Genomic DNA, 18,884 nt, shown 5'->3' on the forward strand with positions numbered 1-18,884 from the left:
AACTTCGCGGCTGTTCTCGTTCGTTAGCGTCGCCTGCCGCGTGGCCGGGCTGGCTTCGGCGGCAGACGGCGGATGAGCACCACCGTGCTGGGAACCTCGAGCACCGCCTTCCCGCACTCAGCGAGTTCAGGTTCGGCACCGCCGGCCTTGCGCACCGCAGCACGGTCACGCTCGATTTCCTCGGCGGCGCTGGCCCCCTTGAGGGCAACCAGTCGACCTTCAGGGCGAACCAGGGGGAGGCACCAGCCCGCGAGCCGAGCCAGGGGAGCGACCGCACGAGCGGTGACGACGTCGGCGCCGTCCAGCTGCTCGCGCACGGATCGTTCCTCCGCGCGTCCACGGACGATGGTGATCGGGAGTTCCAGCTTCTCGGCGACCTCGGCCAGCCAGTCAACCCGGCGAGCCATCGGTTCAAGAAGAACGATAGCGAGGTCCGGCCGAGCGATCGCGAGCGGTACACCTGGAAGCCCGGCGCCGGACCCGACGTCGACCACGCGAGCACCGTGCGGGATCTGCTCACCGATCACTGCCGAGTTCAGTACGTGCCGTTCCCACAGCCGTTCCACCTCACGCGGTCCGATCAAACCGCGCTCCACACCGTGGGTGGTAAGCAGCTCGACGTACCGGTCGGCTTGGTCGACGCGCTCCCCGAATATCTGCACCGCTGCGGTCCGGGCCGTCCCGGTGGCGCCGTCCAAGCTCACTACGTCCACTCCTCACTCCGCCCGTTTCACGTGAAACGGGCTCAGTTGATTGTCCCTGATGCCGGACCCAAATCGAGCCGACAGACCGCATCTGTGGACAAGTCCACTCGGCGAGCCGATCTGTCCACACCGGTTTCACGTGAAACGCCACGCTTGTAATTCGTTCGCACCGCTACCCGGAGCCACGAGCCAAGCGACGCGGACGGCAGGCCCACAAAGAAAGCGGCCCACCGGATCAACCGGTGGGCCGCCTCGGCTCAGTGCTCGTCCGTGAGGCTCAGTCCTCGGGGAAGATCACCACGCGACGCTTCGGGTCCTCGCCCTCGCTCTCGCTCGTCACGCCCTCGACCGTGGCGACCGCGTCGTGCACGACCTTCCGCTCGAACGGGCTCATCGGCTGCAACCGCACACGCTCACCGTTGGAACGAACCGACTCGGCTGTCGACCGACCGAGCTCGCGAAGCTCCTCCCGACGGTCGGACCGCCAGCCCGCGATGTCCAGCATCAGTCGACTCCGCGAACCGGTCTCCTGCTGGACCGCCAGCCGAGTCAGTTCCTGCAGCGACTCGAGCACCGTGCCCCGCTGACCGACGAGCTTCTCCAGATCCTCGCCGCCATCGATGCTCACCACCGCACGACCAGCTTCGACGTCGAGGTCGATGTCCCCGTCGTAGTCGAGCAGATCCAGCAGCCGCTCCAGGTAGTCGCCGGCGATGTCGCCCTCCCGCACGAGGGTCTCGTCGTCACCACCCGTCCTCGTCGCACCCGATTCATCCGTCGCAACCGACTCCGACGCCTCAACCGACTCGGCCGGCTCGGCCGCGTCGTTCTGATCGGCGTCGATCGTGTCGACCGTCTCCGACATCTTTCGTCTCCTCTCCGGACCGGAACGGCGTCAGCGACGCTTCCGGCCCGACTTCCTGGTCGAGTCTTTGAGGAGCCCGGGCACCCCGGTGCCGTTTCCCTTGGCTCCGTTTTCGGTCTGCTGTGCGGCGGGCTCGTCCGCGGCCTTCGCCGTCGCCTTGTCGCTGGACGCGCTCTCCGCCGAAGTGTTGTTGCCGGACTTGGCCCCGGCAGACTTGCTCCCAGTGGACTTACCTCCGGCAGGTTTGCCTCCGGAAGGTTTGTCGCCCGAGGTCTTCTCGCTCGCCTTGTCGCCCGCCGATGCGGTCTGCGCGAAGCCGTGCGCCGAACCCGCCTTGGTCACCTTGCGCTGCTGACCGGACTGCTGGTTCTTCTTCTGCTGTACCGGCTTCTGGCCGACCTTCGGAGCGGCCGGCTTCTGTCCCGGCTTCGGGCCCAGCGAGGCGCGCTTCTCCGCGGCCTCCTCCTTGCGAGCGGCTTCTTCCTTGTCGATCTTCGTGTAGACGAGGCGCTGCTGCATAAGCGTCCAGCCGTTGTTCGCCAGCCAGTAGAAGAGCAGTCCGAGCGGGAAGAAGGCGCCGAAGACGAGCACACCGAACGGGAAGATGTACATCGTCAGCTTGTTCATGATCGCCGTCTGCGGGTTACCGGTGGCCGAGGCGTTCTGCCGGGCGACCGAGTGCCGCGCGGTGAGGTGCGTCGCGATCGAGGCAATGATCATCAACGGCAGTGCGACCGGGAGCACGTTCCAGTGCCAACCACCGTTCGCGACATTGCCGGCAACCGCACCGACCCCGTTGTTGACCGCTTCGCCGAGGTTGACACCGAACAGCTTGGCGTTCACGTACGAGCTGACGTCGTGCTGGCTGAAGAAGTAGTTCTCGGTCTTCGCCCCGCCACCGGGCGGCGGGAAGGTGAACGCACGCAGCACGTGGTTCAGGCCGATGAACACCGGAATCTGCAGGACCATCGGAAGGCAGCTGCCGAGCGGGTTCACGCCGTGTTCGCGCTGGAGCTTCTGCATCTCCTGCGCCTGGCGCTGCCGGTCGTTCGCGTACTTCTTCTGGAGCTTCTTCATCTCCGGCGCGAAGTCCTGCATCTTCTTCATCGACCGGACCTGGTTCACGAACGGCTTGAACATGATGCCGCGGACGGTGAACGTCAGGAAGATGATGCCGAGGATCCAGGCGACCGCCGACGATTCCCCGAAGACGAACCCGAAGACCTTGTGCCAACACCACAGGATGAAGGACACGGGGTAGTAGATGAAATCGAGCACTGAGCTACTCCTCGATCGGTGTTTCAGGCATGCGGTGGTGTCGCCACGAGAACTTCTCGGGGACCGGATCGCGGCCGGGCGGGGTCCACGGGCCGCAACGCAGGAGCCGGCGCAGCGCGAGGTAGGAGCCGCGGGCCGCACCGTGGCGGGTCAGGGCTTCGACTGCGTACGCGCTGCAGCTCGGGTAGAACCGGCAAGCCGGCGGGAAGAAAGGCGAGATCGCCTTGCGGTAGAACTTGACGGGCAGGAGCAGTACCCACGCGACCGGTCCGGGACGGGGAGGCTTCGCTTCCGCGGTGACTTCAGTGGCGTCGTGCTCGGGGGTGGCTTGCATGGCCGTTTACACCGCTGATCCGTGATCGTGGCCCGCGCCCTGCTGACGCGGCTGCCGGGGAGCACCATCCCCGGCCTGTCGATCGGCCGGTGCAAGATCGAGCCGACGCAATGCCGCGTCGAGATCGGCGCCCAGTTCCGCACTTGACGCGGACGCTGCCGGAGGTAATGCCCGTACCACCAACGAGCTGCCGGGGGGCAGTGTTCCGAGCCGGGCCGAAACGAGGTGCCGCAGCCGCCGGGTCACGCGGTGCCGGACGACCGAATTGCCGACCGCCTTGCTCACCACAAAACCCGCCCTGGCCACAGCAGGTGTGGCCACGGGCGGGTCCGTGGTCAACGCATGGACGACGAGACGGCGCCTGCCTGCCCGGGACCCTCGGCGGAGGACGACCCGGAAGTCCTCACTCCGCCGCAGACGTGCAGCAGCGGGCAGCACGGCGCGTCTCGGCGAGCCGGATCAGGCGGACAGCGCGGCGCGGCCCTTGCGACGGCGGCCCGCCAGGATGGCCCGGCCCGCGCGAGTGCGCATGCGCAGACGGAAACCGTGGGTCCGCGCGCGACGACGGTTGTTCGGCTGGAAGGTGCGCTTGCCCTTGCTCACTGCTTCTCCTGTGTCTCGGCCGTCGAGCGACGGTCAGTTTCCCGGCGCCCGGCATGTCGTGCGGGTCGCACGGCAGTCTCTGGTGTCTCCTACCAACGTGTGGCCTCGTCACGACGAGCGACGACAACGTGGGCACGCGAAACGCACCCGTCGCTTACGGGAGACCTTACGAGGGTACGCACCCCGGTCGTGAGACGTGCAGCCACCCCCTCCGCACACGCACCGCGACCAGCGGCTCAGGCTGGGCACCGGCACGCACGACACCGAATGGCAACACGCCGTACACCGTGAAATGCTTGCGCGACACCACGCCTTGTGGCAATGACCGGGGCTTGTTAGCGTGCCTCTCTCAGGCTGCCGGACGGGGTGGACGCCAGGTCATCGTCGCCGCTCGGCGCCACGGGGTGTGGAGGCGCCCGGCGAGAAGATCGAGCCCGCAGGTGGCGTGGCTGCGGACCGCCGTACATTAGTACACAGCTGTGGACAACTATGTGGATATCGCTGTGCCGTCGTGCGGATCGGTCCAGTATGACGCTCGAGGGAGTGGTCGGGGCGTGCTTGGGTGATCTCGCCGTACACGCCGACGAGGGGAGGGGAGCCAGACCGGTGTCCGAGCACCAGCACAATCTAGGCGTCATCTGGGAGCAGGTGGTGCGGGAGCTGTCCGACGGCACCCTGTCCCCGCAGCAGCGGGCCTGGATGCGCGTCACCCGGCCGATCGGCCTGCTGGACGGGACCGCGCTGCTGGCAGCCCCGAGTGATTTCGCGAAGGAAGCGATCGAACGTGCGCTGCGCACCTCGATCACCGACGCACTCTCCCGTCGCCTCGGTCGTCCGGTGTCGCTCGCGGTGAAGGTGGACAGCGCGGAGGCCGTTTCACCCGCACCCCGTTATGTGCCGTCCCCCTCGCGGGTGGAAAACGACACCAACGGCCACTTCGACGGCTCCGCCGCGGAGGCCGTCCACCCCGATGGCGCACGCTCGGACAACGGTCGGGCGGAGGCCGTGCGCTCGGAGAACCAGTCGCAGGTGGTCTCGCCGCGGCCGCCCGCCGACGGCAATGGTCTACCGCCGTCGCGACCCGAGACGTCTCAGGAAGACTCTGACGACGCCGAGGAAGAGGTCGACGAGGAGGGCGAGGCCCTCGCCGCGGTGCACGAGATCTGGCCCACGTTCTCCGGTCAGCCGATCGCCGGGCAGCCCTACACCGCACCCGCACAACCACAGACATCGAAGACGAAATTGAACGAGAAGTACACCCTCGACACGTTCGTCATCGGCGCGTCGAACCGGTTCGCGCACGCCGCCGCGGTCGCCGTCGCGGAGGCGCCGGCGCGCGCGTACAACCCACTGTTCATCTGGGGTGAGTCCGGACTCGGCAAGACGCACCTGCTGCACGCGGTCGGGCACTACGCACAACGGCTGTTCCCCGGGATGCGCGTGCGGTACGTGTCCACCGAAGAGTTCACCAACGACTTCATCAACTCGCTGCGTGACGACCGCAAGGTCGCCTTCCAGCGGCGCTACCGCGACATCGACATCCTGCTCGTCGACGACATCCAGTTCCTGGAGGGCAAGGAAGGGACGCAGGAGGAGTTCTTCCACACGTTCAACACCCTCCACAACGCGAACAAGCAGATCGTCGTGTCCTCCGACCGGCCGCCCAAGCGGCTGGAGACACTGGAGGACCGGCTGCGCACGCGGTTCGAGTGGGGCCTGATCACCGACATCCAGCCGCCTGATCTGGAGACCCGCATCGCGATCCTGCGGAAGAAGGCAGCACAGGATCGGCTCGCGGTCCCCGGCGACGTACTGGAGTTCATCGCCTCCCGGGTCGAGGCGAACATCCGCGAGTTGGAAGGCGCGCTGATCCGCGTCACCGCCTTCGCCTCGCTCAACCAGCAGCCGGTGGACGTCGGCCTCTCCGAGGTCGTGCTGCGCGAGCTGATTCCCGACTCGCATGCCCCGGAGATCACCGCGCCGACGATCATGGGCGTCACCGCCGAGTTCTTCGACGTGACCCTCGAGGACCTGTGCGGCCCCGGCAAGACGAAAGCGCTGGCGACCGCCCGGCAGATCGCGATGTACCTGTGCCGCGAACTGACCGACATGTCACTACCCAAGATCGGCCAGACCTTCGGCGGCCGCGACCACACCACGGTGATGCACGCGGACAAGAAGATCCGCAAGGAAATGGCCGAACGCCGCCGGATTTACGACCAGGTCCAGGAACTGACCTCGCGCATCAAGCAGCGGGCTCGGCAGTAGTTGCGGTAGCCGCAGTCCCTCAGCCCGACTGGCTCCGCGGCTCCTCAGTCCGTGCGGCTCCACGGCACTGCAGCCCCCTCAGCCCACGGCCCTGCAGCCCACGGCCCCCTCAGCCCACGGCCCTGCAGCCCACGCGGCCCGCGGCTCCGCGGAGTCATCGGAACCACCGGGACAGCTGCGGCCCGCCCGAGCAATCCCGGGAGCACCATCGGAGCCGGCGGAGAGGCACCGGCATTTCGGTGAGCGTTGCCAGATCGGCAACGTTGCCGAAGTAGCACTGCCTCAGCATCACGAGCGTCTCGAAAACGCAGCCTCGGTAGTCTCGCCGGATCAGTAGTCCCGCTGGATCGGCACCGCTGTCGGATCGGCAACGCCGCAGTGGCATCGTCCAACGACACCGTCAGCGAGCGACACCGGCAGCGAGCGACACCGGCAGCGAGCGACACCGGCAGCGAGCGGCTCCGGGGCGGGTAGTACCGGCATCGACGGAACGGCACCAGAGTCGGCGGAGGTGTCGACTTGGCGTCAAAGCCAGGTAGCGCTGTCGACATGGCGTCACACGCTCCGAGTACAAGAGGAGCCGGGGTGGGCCGTTGGCGGGCGCTAGGCCCAGCGGTGAGCGGCGTGGCCGGGCCGACCACGCCCGGCAGTCAGCGACCTTGCCGAGGCACCCCGCTCAGCGATCAGTGACGTTGCCGGAACACCGCGCCCGGCGGTCTGCGGCGTTGCCGGACCAACCACGCCCGGCAGTGAGCGGCGTTGCCGGACCAACCACGCCCGGCAGTGAGCGGCGTTGCCGGGCCACCGCGCCCGGCGGTCTGCGGCGTTGCCGGGCCGACCACGCCCGGCAGTCAGCGGCGTTGCCGGGCCGACCACGCCCAGCGGTCAGCGGCATTGCCGAGGCGTCACGCCTGCCGGTCAGCGGGTGCGTTGCTCTGCAGGTGCGGCGCCCACCGAGCCTGTGAGGTGCGCGGGCCGGCGGGAGTACCTCAGTTTCCGGGTGATCTCCAGCGGCCGGTAAAGCCGGCCGGCGGCCTCGTGGGGGCCGGGGTCAGTGACATCTCCCATGGATGGGGACGGGCCGCATCCACGAAAGCGTCGGTCGCGCCAATGCCGGCCGGTTGGCGAAGTCCGTTCCGGTCGTAGTGCGTGCATCGGCTTGCCAAGCGGTGGCATCACGGCCGTAGAACCCACGCGTCACCGCCGTAGAACCCACGCGTCACCGTCGCAGAACCCACGCGTCACCGTCGCAAAGGCTGACGCGTCACTGTCGCAACTCGACTCGCTGCGAAGGCGCTTTTCTTTCCTCGCAACGCCTTCGCGACCGCTGTGTGCGCGAAGCTGCGTACACGCCCGTACGCGACCAAACGACACGCGCCGAAACTCATTGATACACAAGGAGATTTCCCCAGGGTGTGGGTAGTTTGCCCACAGCGCCAACGGATCGATCAACAGGCCGAACAGATTTTCATCCACATTGCACCCACACCGAATCCACAGGTTGTCCCCAACGCTGTCCACGTGGATTCCACAGGTTGCCCACAATTTGTCCCCAGTTGTGGTCCGTCACTCACCAGGGCGATTCGGACCGCTCCGGAGACCCACATCGCCTGGGTACAACTCGCCTCACAGCTGGGGACAACCATGGGGACAACTAGGCCCGGCTGTGGACGAATCGACGAGGGGCGGAAACCATCCACGGACGGCCCGATCTGTCCACCGATCCACCACCAGGGCTCTCCACATCCCCGCGACCGGGACGACCAGCGCGAACGAGCTCTATCCACACAACCCACAGCCCCTATTACTGCTACTGCTCTTCAATCTTTTAAGAGGGAGAACAGAACAAAAACAGGCGATGGACGAAGTTGGGGACAAGCCGGAAGCGCTGTCGCCTTGTCGACAAAGTCAAGGGGAGGCCGAGGTGACGGGACCCCTGGCGACGGCCTAACGTGGATGCCTGCACCTGGTCCGTCCCACTCGTGGGGCAGGCCGGACCGGTGGGGACCCGGTCTCGCTCGTCTCACGACGCGCACTCCAGGCCGAAGCCCCGCCGACCCCTTCACGAGCCGCGGGGCTCGGTTGCCGAAAGGATGCGCGCATGAAGATCCGCGTCGAGCGCGACGGGCTCGCCGACGCCGTCGCGTGGGTGGCCAGAAGCCTCCCGTCCCGGCCGCCGGTGCCGGTGCTGGGCGGAGTCCTGCTCGACGCGGGTGCCGACGGCGAATCCGACGCGCTCACCGTCTCCGGCTTCGACTACGAGGTGTCTGCAACCGTCGGCGTCCCCGCGACCATCGCCGACGGCGGGCGGCTGCTCGTCTCCGGCCGTCTGCTCGCCGACATCACCAAGGCGCTGCCCGCACAGCCGGTCGAGATCTCCGTCGACGGCGCCCGCGCCACCATCACCTGCGGCAGTGCCCGGTTCAGCCTGCCGACCATGCCGGTGGAGGACTACCCGCAGCTGCCGTCCCAGCCTGCCTACGCGGGCGAACTGCCCGGCGACGTCTTCGGCCAGGCGGTGACCCAGGTGGTCACCGCGGCGGGCAAGGACGACACGCTGCCCATGCTCACCGGCATGCGGTTGGAGATCTCCGGCGAATCGCTCACGCTGGTCGCCACCGACCGGTTCCGGCTCGCCATGCGCGAGTTCACCTGGAAGCCCGCCGAGGGTCTGTCCGATGCCGCGGTGCTCGTCCCGGCACGCACCCTCGCCGAGGCCGCGAAGACGCTCGGCAGCTCCGGCGCCACCGTGAAGCTCGCACTGGCCAGCGGGGACGGCCTGCTCGGCCTGTCCGGGGCCGGCCGGTACACCACCACGCGGCTGCTCGACGCCGAGTTCCCGCCGTATCGCCAGTTGCTGCCCGCGAACCACACCTCGCGCGCGGTGATCGAGGTCGGCGCGCTCACCGAGTCGATCAAGCGTGTGTCGCTGGTTGCCGAGCGCGGCACCCAGGTGCGGCTGGAGTTCGGGGACGGCAGCCTCCGGCTGTCCGCGGGCGGCGACGACGAGGGCAGCGCCGAGGAAGAGCTGCAGGTCGGCTACGAGGGCGAGCCGGTCACCATCGCGTTCAACCCGGGTTATCTCGTCGACGGGCTCGGCGCACTGCACAGCGACCGGGCCGAGCTGACCTTCACCACCCCCAACCGTCCCGCGCTGATCAAGCCCGCGGACGCCGAGGGCAACGTCGTCCCCGGGTACCTCTACCTGCTCATGCCGGTGCGGCTGCCGGGCTGACCGGTCGCCAACCGCCGCGGATTTCGTTACTACCTAAGGGGATCTCATGGTTCAGCTGGGTCTGGTCGGCCTGGGCAAGATGGGTTTCAACATGCGCGAGCGGCTGCGCGCCGCCGGGCACGAGGTGGTCGGTTACGACCGCAACCCGGATGTGAGCGACTCCGAGTCGCTGGCCGATCTGGTGTCCAAGCTGGACGGTCCGCGGATTGTCTGGATCATGGTGCCCGCCGGTGATCCGACCCGGCAGACCATCGTCGAGCTGGGGCAGTTGCTGGCCGAGGGTGACCTGGTGATCGACGGCGGCAACTCGAAGTTCAGCGACGACAAGCTGAACGCCGAGCTGCTCGAAGCAAACAAGGTCGGCTACCTCGACTGCGGTGTGTCCGGCGGTGTGTGGGGCAAGGACAACGGTTACGGCCTGATGGTCGGTGGCGGCGCGTCCGAGGTCGCGCGCGCGATGCCGATCTTTGACGCGCTGCGTCCGGAAGGTCCGCGCGAAGAAGGCTTCTCGCACGCCGGTTCCGTCGGGGCCGGGCACTACGCGAAGATGATCCACAACGGCATCGAGTACGGCATCATGCAGGCCTACGCGGAGGGCTTCGAACTGCTCGAAGCGTCGAACGTGGTCGACGACGTGCCTGCCGTGATCAAGGGCTGGCAGCGCGGCACCGTGGTCCGCTCGTGGCTGCTCGACCTGCTGGTCCGCGCGCTCGACGAGGACCCGGACCTGGACGACCTCGAGGGTTACGTCGAGGACTCCGGCGAGGGCCGGTGGACGCTCGAGGAGGCGGTCAACCACGCGGTGCCCGCCCCGGTGCTTTCGGCCGCGCTGTTCGCCCGGTTCTCCTCGCGGCAGAAGGATTCGGCCGCGATGCGGGCGGTCGCCGCGCTGCGCAACCAGTTCGGCGGGCACTCGGTGAAGAAGGCCGGGAGCTAGCCTCCCGCGGTCCTCGCCCGTGTATCTGCGACATCTTCAGGTCACCGACTTCCGGTCCTGGCCACAGGCCGACCTCGCCCTCGAACCGGGCCCGGTCGTGCTCGTCGGCCAGAACGGCCGGGGGAAGACGAACCTGCTCGAAGCGGTCGGCTACGTCGCGACCCTGGGCTCGCACCGGGTCGCGACGGATGCGCCGCTCGTGCGTCATGGGTGTGAGCGCGCGCTCGTTCGCGTCGCGGTGGTCAACGACGACCGCGAGCTGACGGTCGAGCTCGAAATCACTTCCGGTCGCGCCAACCGTGCCCGGGTCAACCGTGGCGCGGTCGGCAAGCCACGCGACGTGCTCGGCATTCTGCGTACCGTGCTGTTCGCTCCGGAGGACCTCGCGCTCGTCCGCGGAGATCCGAGTGAACGCCGTCGGTTCATGGACGAACTGCTGGTGCTTCGTGCACCTCGGTATGCCGGGGTTCGCGCGGACTACGAGAAGGTGCTGAAGCAGCGCAACGCGCTTCTCAAGACCGCAGGCAAACGCCGTACGGGCCGCGAAGACCCGTACGCACTGTCGACGCTCGACGTGTGGGATGACCACCTGTCGGTCGCGGGTGCGCAACTGCTCGCGGCACGGTTGAACCTGATCGCTGACCTCGCGCCGTACACCGCCGACGCGTACATGGGCGTTGCCCCGGACTCGCGTCCGGTGAAGATCGCGTACCGCTCTTCGCTGGGTGAAGCACTGCCGCCTTCCTACGGTGTGCCGGGGGGCGAGCGCGCGGAGCCGGAAATGCTACGTGAGCTGCTGCTGAAGGCGATGGCCGACGTACGACGCAACGAGCTGGAGCGCGGGATCAGCCTGGTCGGCCCGCACCGTGACGAGCTGGAGCTGATCCTCGGCGAAGCGCCGGCGAAGGGATACGCGAGTCACGGCGAGTCCTGGTCGTTCGCACTCGCACTGCGGCTCGGGAGTTACGAACTTCTGCGTGCCGAAGCCGGGGAACCGGTCCTCTTGCTGGACGATGTGTTTGCCGAGCTCGACCGCAAACGGCGGGCGCGGCTCGCGGAGGTCGCCGCGGGCGCCGAACAGGTGCTCATCACAGCGGCGGTCGACGAGGACGTACCCGGGGAGCTGACCGGAGTCCGGTTCACGGTGGCAGACGGTGAGGTGAAGCGTGACTGAACAACCAGCGCAACCACGTCGGGTGACCAGCGCCACACCGACCACCCACCAATCTGGGGACAAACCTGTGGACAGTGTGGATAAACCTGTGGCCGCGTTATCGCCGCGGGTGACCAACCGGCCGGATGGACGTCTTGACACTTCCCGAGCCGAACGACGTCCAGGCACTTCGCCGCGCGTGGTCACCGACCGTGACAACGCCGCTGGGCCGAACGGGACAGCCGCTGGGGACAACCGCGGAGACCGACCCCGGAACCAGTCGGGAGGAAATCCGCCGGGAGACCGCCCCCGGCCTCAGTCCGGGGAGCAATCCGGCGGACAGCCCGGGGACCAGCAGTCCGGACGGGACCTCGCGCACGCCGCACTCGAAGCGGCCAAGGCGAAGGCAAAGGAACGCGGCGGCCCGCCCAATCTGCGCCGTGGCCGGATCGGTGGCGGGGGCGCGGCACAGCACCCACGCCGTCGCCGCTGGTCCGGCCCGGGTGCCGACCAGCGCGACCCACAGCCGCTCGGTCGCCTGGTCTCCCGGCTGATCACCGACAGCGGCTGGCGGGACACGATGACGAACGCGCGCGTCTTCGGGCAGTGGGCCCGCCTCGTGGGCGAGGAAGTGGCCGAACACGCCCAGCCGGTGGCACTCAAAGACGGCGAGCTGACCGTGCGAGCGAGTTCCACCGCGTGGGCCACGCAGCTGCGGTTGCTGCAGGGGAAGCTGCTCGCGAAGATCGCCGCGGGCGTCGGGCACGGCGTGGTGAAGCGGATGCGGATCCAGGGTCCGACCGCCCCGAGCTGGCGAAAAGGGCCGCGACACGTCCCCGGCCGGGGGCCCCGTGACACGTACGGTTGACCTGGGTTGCGAGCGGCCGGGTGATTTCCCCGAGGACCGCGTGACGATGAGCCGGTTACGAGATGAGTCGGTCGAGGGTGATTTCGCGCCTCTGTGACCCACTGAGAGGTGTCCTTGCCGCATGTGAGCGCGGGTGGGCAAGTACACTGGTGAAGTAGCGAGCGTCCGCTCGGGCGAGACGAGGAGAAGCAACGCCGGTGACAGAGAACAAGAGCGAGTACAACGCGTCGTCGATCACCGTGCTCGAAGGCCTCGAAGCGGTCCGCAAGCGTCCCGGTATGTACATCGGTTCCACCGGTGAACGCGGTCTGCACCACCTCGTCCAGGAGGTGGTGGACAATTCCGTGGACGAAGCGATGGCGGGGTACGCCACCAAGGTCGAGGTTACCCTGCTCGCGGACGGCGGGGTGCGGGTCGTGGACGACGGCCGTGGCATCCCGGTCGATCTGCACCCGAAGGAGCAGAAGCCGACCCTCGAGGTCGTGCTCACCATCCTGCACGCGGGCGGCAAGTTCGACAGCGACTCCTACGCGGTTTCCGGCGGCCTGCACGGCGTCGGGGTGTCCGTGGTGAACGCGCTGTCCACGAAACTGCTGGCCGAGATCAAAGTCGGCGGCCGCAGCTGGCGTCAGGAGTACACCGACCAGATCCCCGGTCCGCTGGAGGACCTCGGCCCGGCCACCGAGACCGGTACCACGATCACCTTCTGGGCCGATTCGGAGATCTTCGAGACCACCACCTACAACTTCGAGAACATCTCGCGCCGGCTGCAGGAGATGGCGTTCCTCAACAAGGGCCTCACCCTGTCGCTGCGCGACGAGCGGGTGGCCGACGAGGAGGCCGAGCAGGACGCCGAGGGCAAGCAGGCCAGGGTCAAGGAGAAGGTCTACTGCTACCCGGGTGGGCTCGAGGACTTCGTCAAGCACATCAACGGCAGCAAGGATCCGATCCACGCCAGCGTGATCTCCTTCGACGCGAAGGGCACCGGCCTCGAGGTCGAGGTCGCGATGCAGTGGAACACCGGGTTCACGCCGTCGGTGTACACCTTCGCCAACACGATCAACACGCACGAGGGCGGCACCCACGAAGAGGGCTTCCGGGCCGCGCTCACCCGCGTGGTCAACGCGTACGCGCGCGAGAAGAAGCTGCTCAAGGAGAAAGACGCCAACCTGACCGGCGACGACGTGCGTGAGGGGCTCGCCGCGATCGTGTCGATCAAGCTGTCCGAGCCGCAGTTCGAGGGACAGACCAAGACCAAGCTCGGCAACAGCGAGGCCAAGACGTTCGTGCAGCAGCAGTCCAACGAATGGCTCACGGACTGGTTCGAGCGCAATCCCGCCGAGGCGAAGACGATCATCAACAAGTCGATCTCCTCGTCGCAGGCCCGGCTCGCTGCGCGCAAGGCGCGGGATCTGGTCCGCCGCAAGGGTGCGCTGGAGATCGGCGGCCTTCCCGGCAAGCTCAAGGACTGCCGCTCCAACGATCCTGGCGAATGCGAGCTCTACATCGTGGAGGGCGATTCGGCAGGTGGCTCGGCCAAGGAAGGCCGCGACTCGATGTACCAGGCGATCCTGCCGATCCGCGGCAAGATCATCAACGTCGAGAAGGCGCGCATCGACCGGGTGCTGAAGAACACCGAGGTCCAGTCGCTGATCACCGCGCTCGGCACCGGCATCCACGATGATTTCGACCTTGCGAAGCTGCGCTACCACAAGATCGTGCTGATGGCCGACGCCGACGTCGACGGCCAGCACATCACCACGCTGCTGCTCACCCTGCTGTTCCGGTTCATGCCGCAGCTGGTCGAGCACGGCCACGTGTTCCTGTCGCGGCCGCCGCTGTACAAGATCAAGTGGCCGCGGGCCGATCCGGAGTACGCCTACTCCGACAAGGAACGGGACGCGGTCATCCAGGCCGGCGTCGAGGCAGGCAAGAAGCTGCCGAAGGACGACGCGATCCAGCGCTACAAGGGTCTCGGCGAGATGAACGCCGAGGAGCTGTGGGAGACCACGATGGACCCGGCGAACCGGCTGCTGGGCCAGGTCACGCTCGACGACGCGGCACAGGCGGACGAGCTGTTCTCCGTGCTGATGGGCGAGGACGTCGAGTCCCGCCGGTCGTTCATCACCCGCAACGCCAAGGACGTGCGGTTCCTGGACGTGTAGGCGTCCCCCGAAACCGATCTGCCAGGACTGCTCACCGAGAAGGACCCCATGACGGATACCTTGCCGCCTGCTCCGGAAAACGATCGGATCGAACCGGTCGACATCCAGCAGGAGATGCAGCGCTCCTACATCGACTACGCGATGAGCGTGATCGTGTCGCGGGCGCTGCCGGACGTGCGCGACGGTCTCAAGCCGGTGCACCGCCGGGTGCTCTATTCCATGTTCGACTCCGGGTTCCGTCCCGACCGCGGGTACAACAAGTGCTCCCGCGTCGTCGGCGACGTCATGGGCAACTACCACCCGCACGGCGACTCGGCGATCTACGACGCGCTCGTGCGGCTCGCCCAGCACTGGTCGATGCGTTACCGGCTGATCGACGGACAGGGCAACTTCGGCTCGCCCGGCAACGACCCCGCCGCGGCGATGCGGTACACGGAGTCCCGGCTGGCGCCGTTGGCCATGCAGATGCTGGCCGACATCGAAGAGGACACCGTCGACTTCCGCGACAACTACGACGGTCGTACCCAGGAACCCGACGTGCTGCCGTCGCGGTTCCCCAACCTGCTGGTCAACGGCAGTTCCGGGATTGCGGTCGGGATGGCGACCAACATCCCGCCGCACAACCTGCGCGAGGTCTCCGCAGGCGTCGTGTGGGCGCTGGAGAACCCCGATGCGACCGATGACGAGCTGCTGGCCGCGCTGCTCGTGCGGGTCAAGGGCCCGGATTTCCCGACCAAGGCGATGATCCTCGGCACCTCCGGGATCGAGGACGCCTACCGCACCGGCCGCGGTTCGATCCGGATGCGCGCGGTCGTCGAGGTCGAGGAAGACGCGAAGGGGCGCACCACGCTCGTCGTGTCCGAGCTGCCTTACCAGGTGAACCCGGACAACCTGGTGGAGAACATCGCGCACCTGGTGCGCGACGGCAAGCTCACCGGTATTGCGGACATCGCCGACGAGTCCAACAGCCGTTCCGGTATGCGGATCGTCGTCACGCTCAAGCGGGACGCGGTGGCGAAGGTGGTGCTGAACAACCTGTTCAAGCACACCCAGCTGCAGCAGAACTTCGGCGTGAACATGCTGGCCCTCGTCGACGGCGTGCCCCGCACGCTGCGGCTGGACCAGGTGATCCGGCACTACGTCCGGCACCAGATCGAAGTGATCGTGCGGCGGACCCGGTACCGGCTGCGCAAGGCCGAGGAACGGGCCCACATCCTGCGTGGTCTGGTCAAGGCGCTGGACGCACTCGACGAGGTGATCGCCTTGATCCGGCGATCGCCATCGGCCGACGAGGCCCGTCCCGGCCTGATGGAGCTGCTGGACATCGACGAGATCCAGGCCACCGCGATCCTGGACATGCAGCTGCGCCGGCTGGCCGCCCTCGAACGGCAGCGGATCGTCGACACGCTGGCCGAGATCGAGCTGGAGATCGCCGACCTCAAGGACATTCTCGAAAAGCCGGAGCGGCAGCGCACCATCGTCCGCGACGAGCTGATGGGCATCGTCGACAAGTACGGCGACGACCGGCGTACCCAGATCATCCCGTTCGACGGGGACGTGTCGGTCGAGGATCTGATCGCGCAGGAGGACGTGGTGGTCACCATCACGCGCACCGGCTACGCGAAACGGACCAAGACCGACCTGTACCGGTCGCAGAAGCGCGGCGGCAAGGGGGTGCAGGGCGCCACGCTGCGCCAGGACGACATCGTCCAGCACTTCTTCGTGTGCTCCACGCACGACTGGATCCTGTTCTTCACGAACAAGGGCCGCGTCTACCGGACCAAGGCCTACGACCTGCCCGAGGCGAACCGGAACGCGCGTGGCCAGCACGTGGCCAACCTGATGGCGTTCCAGCCGGACGAGCAGATCGCCCAGGTGATCGAGATCGCGAACTACGAGGTGGCGCCGTACCTGGTGCTCGCCACGCAGCGCGGGCTGGTGAAGAAGACCAAGCTCACCGACTTCGACTCCAACCGCGCAGGCGGCCTGATCGCGATCAACCTGCGGGAGGGCGACGAGCTGATGGGCGCGGTGCTCGCCGCGGCCGAGGACGACCTGCTGCTGGTGTCCGCTGCCGGCCAGTCGATCCGGTTCCACGCGACCGACGAGGCACTGCGTCCGATGGGCCGTCCCACGTCCGGTGTGCTGGGCATGCGCTTCAACGACGGTGACGAACTGCTTGCCATCGGCGTGGTCAAGGAGGACAAGTACCTGCTGGTCGCGACGGACGGCGCGTATGCGAAGCGCACTCCGATCGAGGACTACCCGGTGCAGGGCCGGGGCGGCAAGGGCGTGCTCACCATCCAGCACGACAGCAAACGTGGCAGGCTGGTGGGGGCACTCATCGTCGACGTGGACGACGAGCTGTTCGCCATCACGTCCAGCGGCGGCGTCATCCGCACGCCGGCGCGCGACGTGCGCAAGGCCGGTCGGCAGACCAAGGGCGTGCGGCTGATGAACCTGGGCGAGGGCACCACCCTTCTCGCCGTCGCACGCAACGCAGACGAGGCCTCGGACGTCGTCGAAGGTGGCGAAGAAGGCACCGCGGACGACGGCGAATCTCCTGCCGTCGCGGTCGAGGAGCCTTCGGCCGACAATGGGTCCACAGCAGAAGACGACGGTACGGCGCCGGAGCAGTGAGCGGCGCCCCACGCACGGGTAAGGACTGACTCAACGTGGCACCATCCGACAAGTCCGACGGCACGTCGGCCAATCCGCCCTGGCAGCGCACCGCCAAGGACGGCGGCGACTCCGAGGCCACGGTCTCGACCGGGATCGCCACCGAGGATGTGGTCTACTCGGAGCATGAGCAGGACGGTCCGCGTGTGAGCGACAGCGACTATCCGGTGAGTGGCAGCGCGGCCCCCCGGCTTTTCGGGGCCGAGGCGCCGCCTCCTGCCGAGGTGCCCCAGGCCGGCCGCACCCGGCCCACGCCGAGCGCACTGCGCCGCCCCGGCCGTGGTCCCCGGCGAGCGAGCCTGCAGATCAAGCGGTTCGACCCGTGGTCGGTGCTGAAGCTGGCGCTCGTGCTGGGTGTCGCGCTGTTCTTCGTGTGGCTGGTCGCCGTCGGCGTGCTGTACACGGTGCTCGACGGCATGGGCGTGTGGGACAAGTTGAACGGCACGTACTCGTCGCTGGTCGGCGGTGAGGGTGCGAACGCGTCCTCGGAGCCGCTGATCAGTGCCGGCCGGGTGTTCGGTATCGCGGCCATCGTCGGTGCCATCAACATCGTGCTGATTTCCGCGCTGGCCACGGTGAGCGCGTTCATCTACAACGTGTCGGCCGACCTGGCAGGTGGCCTGGAGGTCACCCTGTCCGAACGGGAGTAACCCCGTTGCAGGTCGGGTTCGGGGGTCCGGTAGAGTTCTCCCCGTTCGACGGGCCCATAGCTCAGGCGGTTAGAGCGCTTCGCTGATAACGAAGAGGTCCCAGGTTCAAGTCCTGGTGGGCCCACCCGATTAGCCCGATCCTGCTTGTTGCTTCGCAACTTCGCCGGGATCGGGTGGTGATGATTCCCGGGGGATAACCCCCCGGACCCCAGTCGAGTTGCATCGTCCCGTTTGTTGGCGAGTGCTGGATGTCGTGGTGACTCAGGTTGCTGCGGTGGGTCTGCTGACCTGCGTCGAAGGGCCTGGGTGTGGTAGCAGTTCGGCCCGGTACTCGAGGTGGCGTTCGGTCCGAACACGACCGTCCGGACCTGGCCGGTACCGGCGCTCGGCTGGGGACAAGTCAGCCCTGCCGGGAAGAGAATGACCGGCAGGGCTGAGCTCTGCGTTGACCGCCCTTGCTCCGGCCGCTTTTTCCAACCATGTACCGGCCGTCGGTATTCCGGCTGGTTCCACGTGGAACCTCAGACCGCACCGGCCGGACCAGTCGCAGAGCGGGTGCAGTAGCATCAGTAGGTAGCTCAGGGAGAGTCGCAGAAGGGGGCTTCACGTGAAGAAGCTATTGGCACTCGCAGTCGTTGCGGGCGGCGTCTTGTTCGTCGTCAAGCGCAACAAGGCCGCCAAGGCCGAGGCCGACCTCTGGCGCGAGGCCACCGCTCCCACCGGCCCGATCTCGGCGAACGGCAACGCCCCCGCCAAGACCGCGGACGCCTCCCGCAACTGAAGTGACTCACCCGCGGACCCAGTCCGCACCGGGCCTGTAGCTCAATTGGTAGAGCACCGCCTTTGCAAGGCGGGGGTCAGGGGTTCGATTCCCCTCAGGTCCACCGATACGAAGACATGACAAAGGCCAGGTCAGAGGTCGTTCCCTCAGGCCTGGCCTTCGTCGTATCAGGTAGCCGTTTCGCCCTCCGTGCCCCCGCGTGCTGGAGTCGTGGCCCATGCGGGCCATTAGTTCCTGGAACAGAGGGGCAGGTGACCGGCGCCCGGTCCGGCTTGTTCGGCGGCGACTACGCAACGGTGGAGTTCTCCAACGACTACCCCGAAGTGGTCCCGACCTCGGAACGGAAGCGCGAGACCGGGCTGGT

At 67.5% G+C, this 18,884-nt stretch carries 15 protein-coding genes and 2 tRNA genes; 11 read left to right on the top strand and 6 right to left on the bottom strand.

Features of this window, described 5'->3' with window-relative positions; genetic code table 11:
* Positions 1-23: 23 nt before the first annotated feature.
* The 6 genes from rsmG to rpmH form a co-directional block, all read right to left on the bottom strand.
* On the bottom strand, positions 24-704 hold the full coding sequence (rsmG, locus tag ABD793_RS08805) for a 16S rRNA (guanine(527)-N(7))-methyltransferase RsmG (protein ID WP_344857448.1): 681 nt from the start codon (positions 702-704) through the stop codon (positions 24-26).
* Between the two features lie 277 nt (positions 705-981).
* Positions 982-1,569 (bottom strand): Jag family protein, encoded by a 588-nt coding sequence (locus ABD793_RS08810; RefSeq protein ID WP_344857450.1) that lies wholly within the window; start codon positions 1,567-1,569, stop codon positions 982-984.
* A 30-nt stretch (positions 1,570-1,599) separates the two neighbouring features.
* Positions 1,600-2,847 carry a membrane protein insertase YidC gene (yidC, locus tag ABD793_RS08815; RefSeq protein WP_344857452.1) on the bottom strand — a complete coding sequence of 416 codons (1,248 nt, stop codon included), beginning with the start codon at positions 2,845-2,847 and terminating at the stop codon, positions 1,600-1,602.
* Positions 2,848-2,851: 4 nt separating this feature from the next.
* Complete coding sequence (gene yidD / locus ABD793_RS08820; RefSeq protein ID WP_344857454.1) at positions 2,852-3,181, bottom strand: membrane protein insertion efficiency factor YidD; 330 nt, start codon at positions 3,179-3,181, stop codon at positions 2,852-2,854.
* A 6-nt stretch (positions 3,182-3,187) separates the two neighbouring features.
* The gene (gene rnpA, locus ABD793_RS08825; RefSeq protein ID WP_344857456.1) at positions 3,188-3,619 is read right to left on the bottom strand and encodes a ribonuclease P protein component; all 432 of its coding nucleotides are present in this window, start codon (positions 3,617-3,619) and stop codon (positions 3,188-3,190) included.
* Positions 3,620-3,640: 21 nt separating this feature from the next.
* A complete protein-coding gene (gene rpmH, locus ABD793_RS08830; protein WP_344857458.1) occupies positions 3,641-3,784 on the bottom strand; it encodes a 50S ribosomal protein L34 in 144 nt (47 codons plus the stop codon).
* 606 nt (positions 3,785-4,390) lie between these two features.
* On the opposite strand from rpmH, the gene dnaA reads away from it, so the two are divergent.
* The 11 genes from dnaA to ABD793_RS08885 all read left to right on the top strand — a co-directional run bounded on the left by dnaA (position 4,391) and on the right by ABD793_RS08885 (position 18,623).
* On the top strand, positions 4,391-6,052 hold the full coding sequence (dnaA, locus tag ABD793_RS08835) for a chromosomal replication initiator protein DnaA (RefSeq protein ID WP_344857460.1): 1,662 nt from the start codon (positions 4,391-4,393) through the stop codon (positions 6,050-6,052).
* Positions 6,053-8,153: 2,101 nt separating this feature from the next.
* The gene (dnaN, locus tag ABD793_RS08840; RefSeq protein WP_344857462.1) at positions 8,154-9,287 is read left to right on the top strand and encodes a DNA polymerase III subunit beta; all 1,134 of its coding nucleotides are present in this window, start codon (positions 8,154-8,156) and stop codon (positions 9,285-9,287) included.
* A gap of 46 nt (positions 9,288-9,333) precedes the next feature.
* Positions 9,334-10,224 carry a phosphogluconate dehydrogenase (NAD(+)-dependent, decarboxylating) gene (gnd, locus tag ABD793_RS08845; RefSeq protein WP_344857464.1) on the top strand — a complete coding sequence of 297 codons (891 nt, stop codon included), beginning with the start codon at positions 9,334-9,336 and terminating at the stop codon, positions 10,222-10,224.
* A 19-nt stretch (positions 10,225-10,243) separates the two neighbouring features.
* The gene (recF, locus tag ABD793_RS08850; protein ID WP_344857466.1) at positions 10,244-11,398 is read left to right on the top strand and encodes a DNA replication/repair protein RecF; all 1,155 of its coding nucleotides are present in this window, start codon (positions 10,244-10,246) and stop codon (positions 11,396-11,398) included.
* Between the two features lie 412 nt (positions 11,399-11,810).
* On the top strand, positions 11,811-12,245 hold the full coding sequence (locus ABD793_RS08855; protein ID WP_425548675.1) for a DciA family protein: 435 nt from the start codon (positions 11,811-11,813) through the stop codon (positions 12,243-12,245).
* Between the two features lie 197 nt (positions 12,246-12,442).
* Positions 12,443-14,410 carry a DNA topoisomerase (ATP-hydrolyzing) subunit B gene (gene gyrB / locus ABD793_RS08860; RefSeq protein WP_344857468.1) on the top strand — a complete coding sequence of 656 codons (1,968 nt, stop codon included), beginning with the start codon at positions 12,443-12,445 and terminating at the stop codon, positions 14,408-14,410.
* A gap of 48 nt (positions 14,411-14,458) precedes the next feature.
* The gene (gene gyrA / locus ABD793_RS08865) at positions 14,459-17,050 is read left to right on the top strand and encodes a DNA gyrase subunit A (RefSeq protein ID WP_344857470.1); all 2,592 of its coding nucleotides are present in this window, start codon (positions 14,459-14,461) and stop codon (positions 17,048-17,050) included.
* 35 nt (positions 17,051-17,085) lie between these two features.
* Entirely contained in the window at positions 17,086-17,739 is a 654-nt protein-coding gene (locus ABD793_RS08870) for a DUF3566 domain-containing protein (RefSeq protein ID WP_344857472.1), read from the top strand.
* 50 nt (positions 17,740-17,789) lie between these two features.
* Positions 17,790-17,863, top strand: a tRNA-Ile gene (locus ABD793_RS08875).
* 483 nt (positions 17,864-18,346) lie between these two features.
* Positions 18,347-18,520: a DLW-39 family protein gene (locus ABD793_RS08880; protein ID WP_344857474.1), complete on the top strand. Its 174-nt coding sequence runs from the start codon at positions 18,347-18,349 to the stop codon at positions 18,518-18,520.
* Between the two features lie 30 nt (positions 18,521-18,550).
* Positions 18,551-18,623: transfer RNA gene (locus tag ABD793_RS08885), tRNA-Ala, on the top strand.
* Positions 18,624-18,884 lie beyond the last annotated feature (261 nt).

Origin of the sequence: Amycolatopsis ultiminotia, assembly GCF_039536925.1 — a bacterium.
Lineage (GTDB): Bacteria > Actinomycetota > Actinomycetes > Mycobacteriales > Pseudonocardiaceae > Amycolatopsis > Amycolatopsis ultiminotia.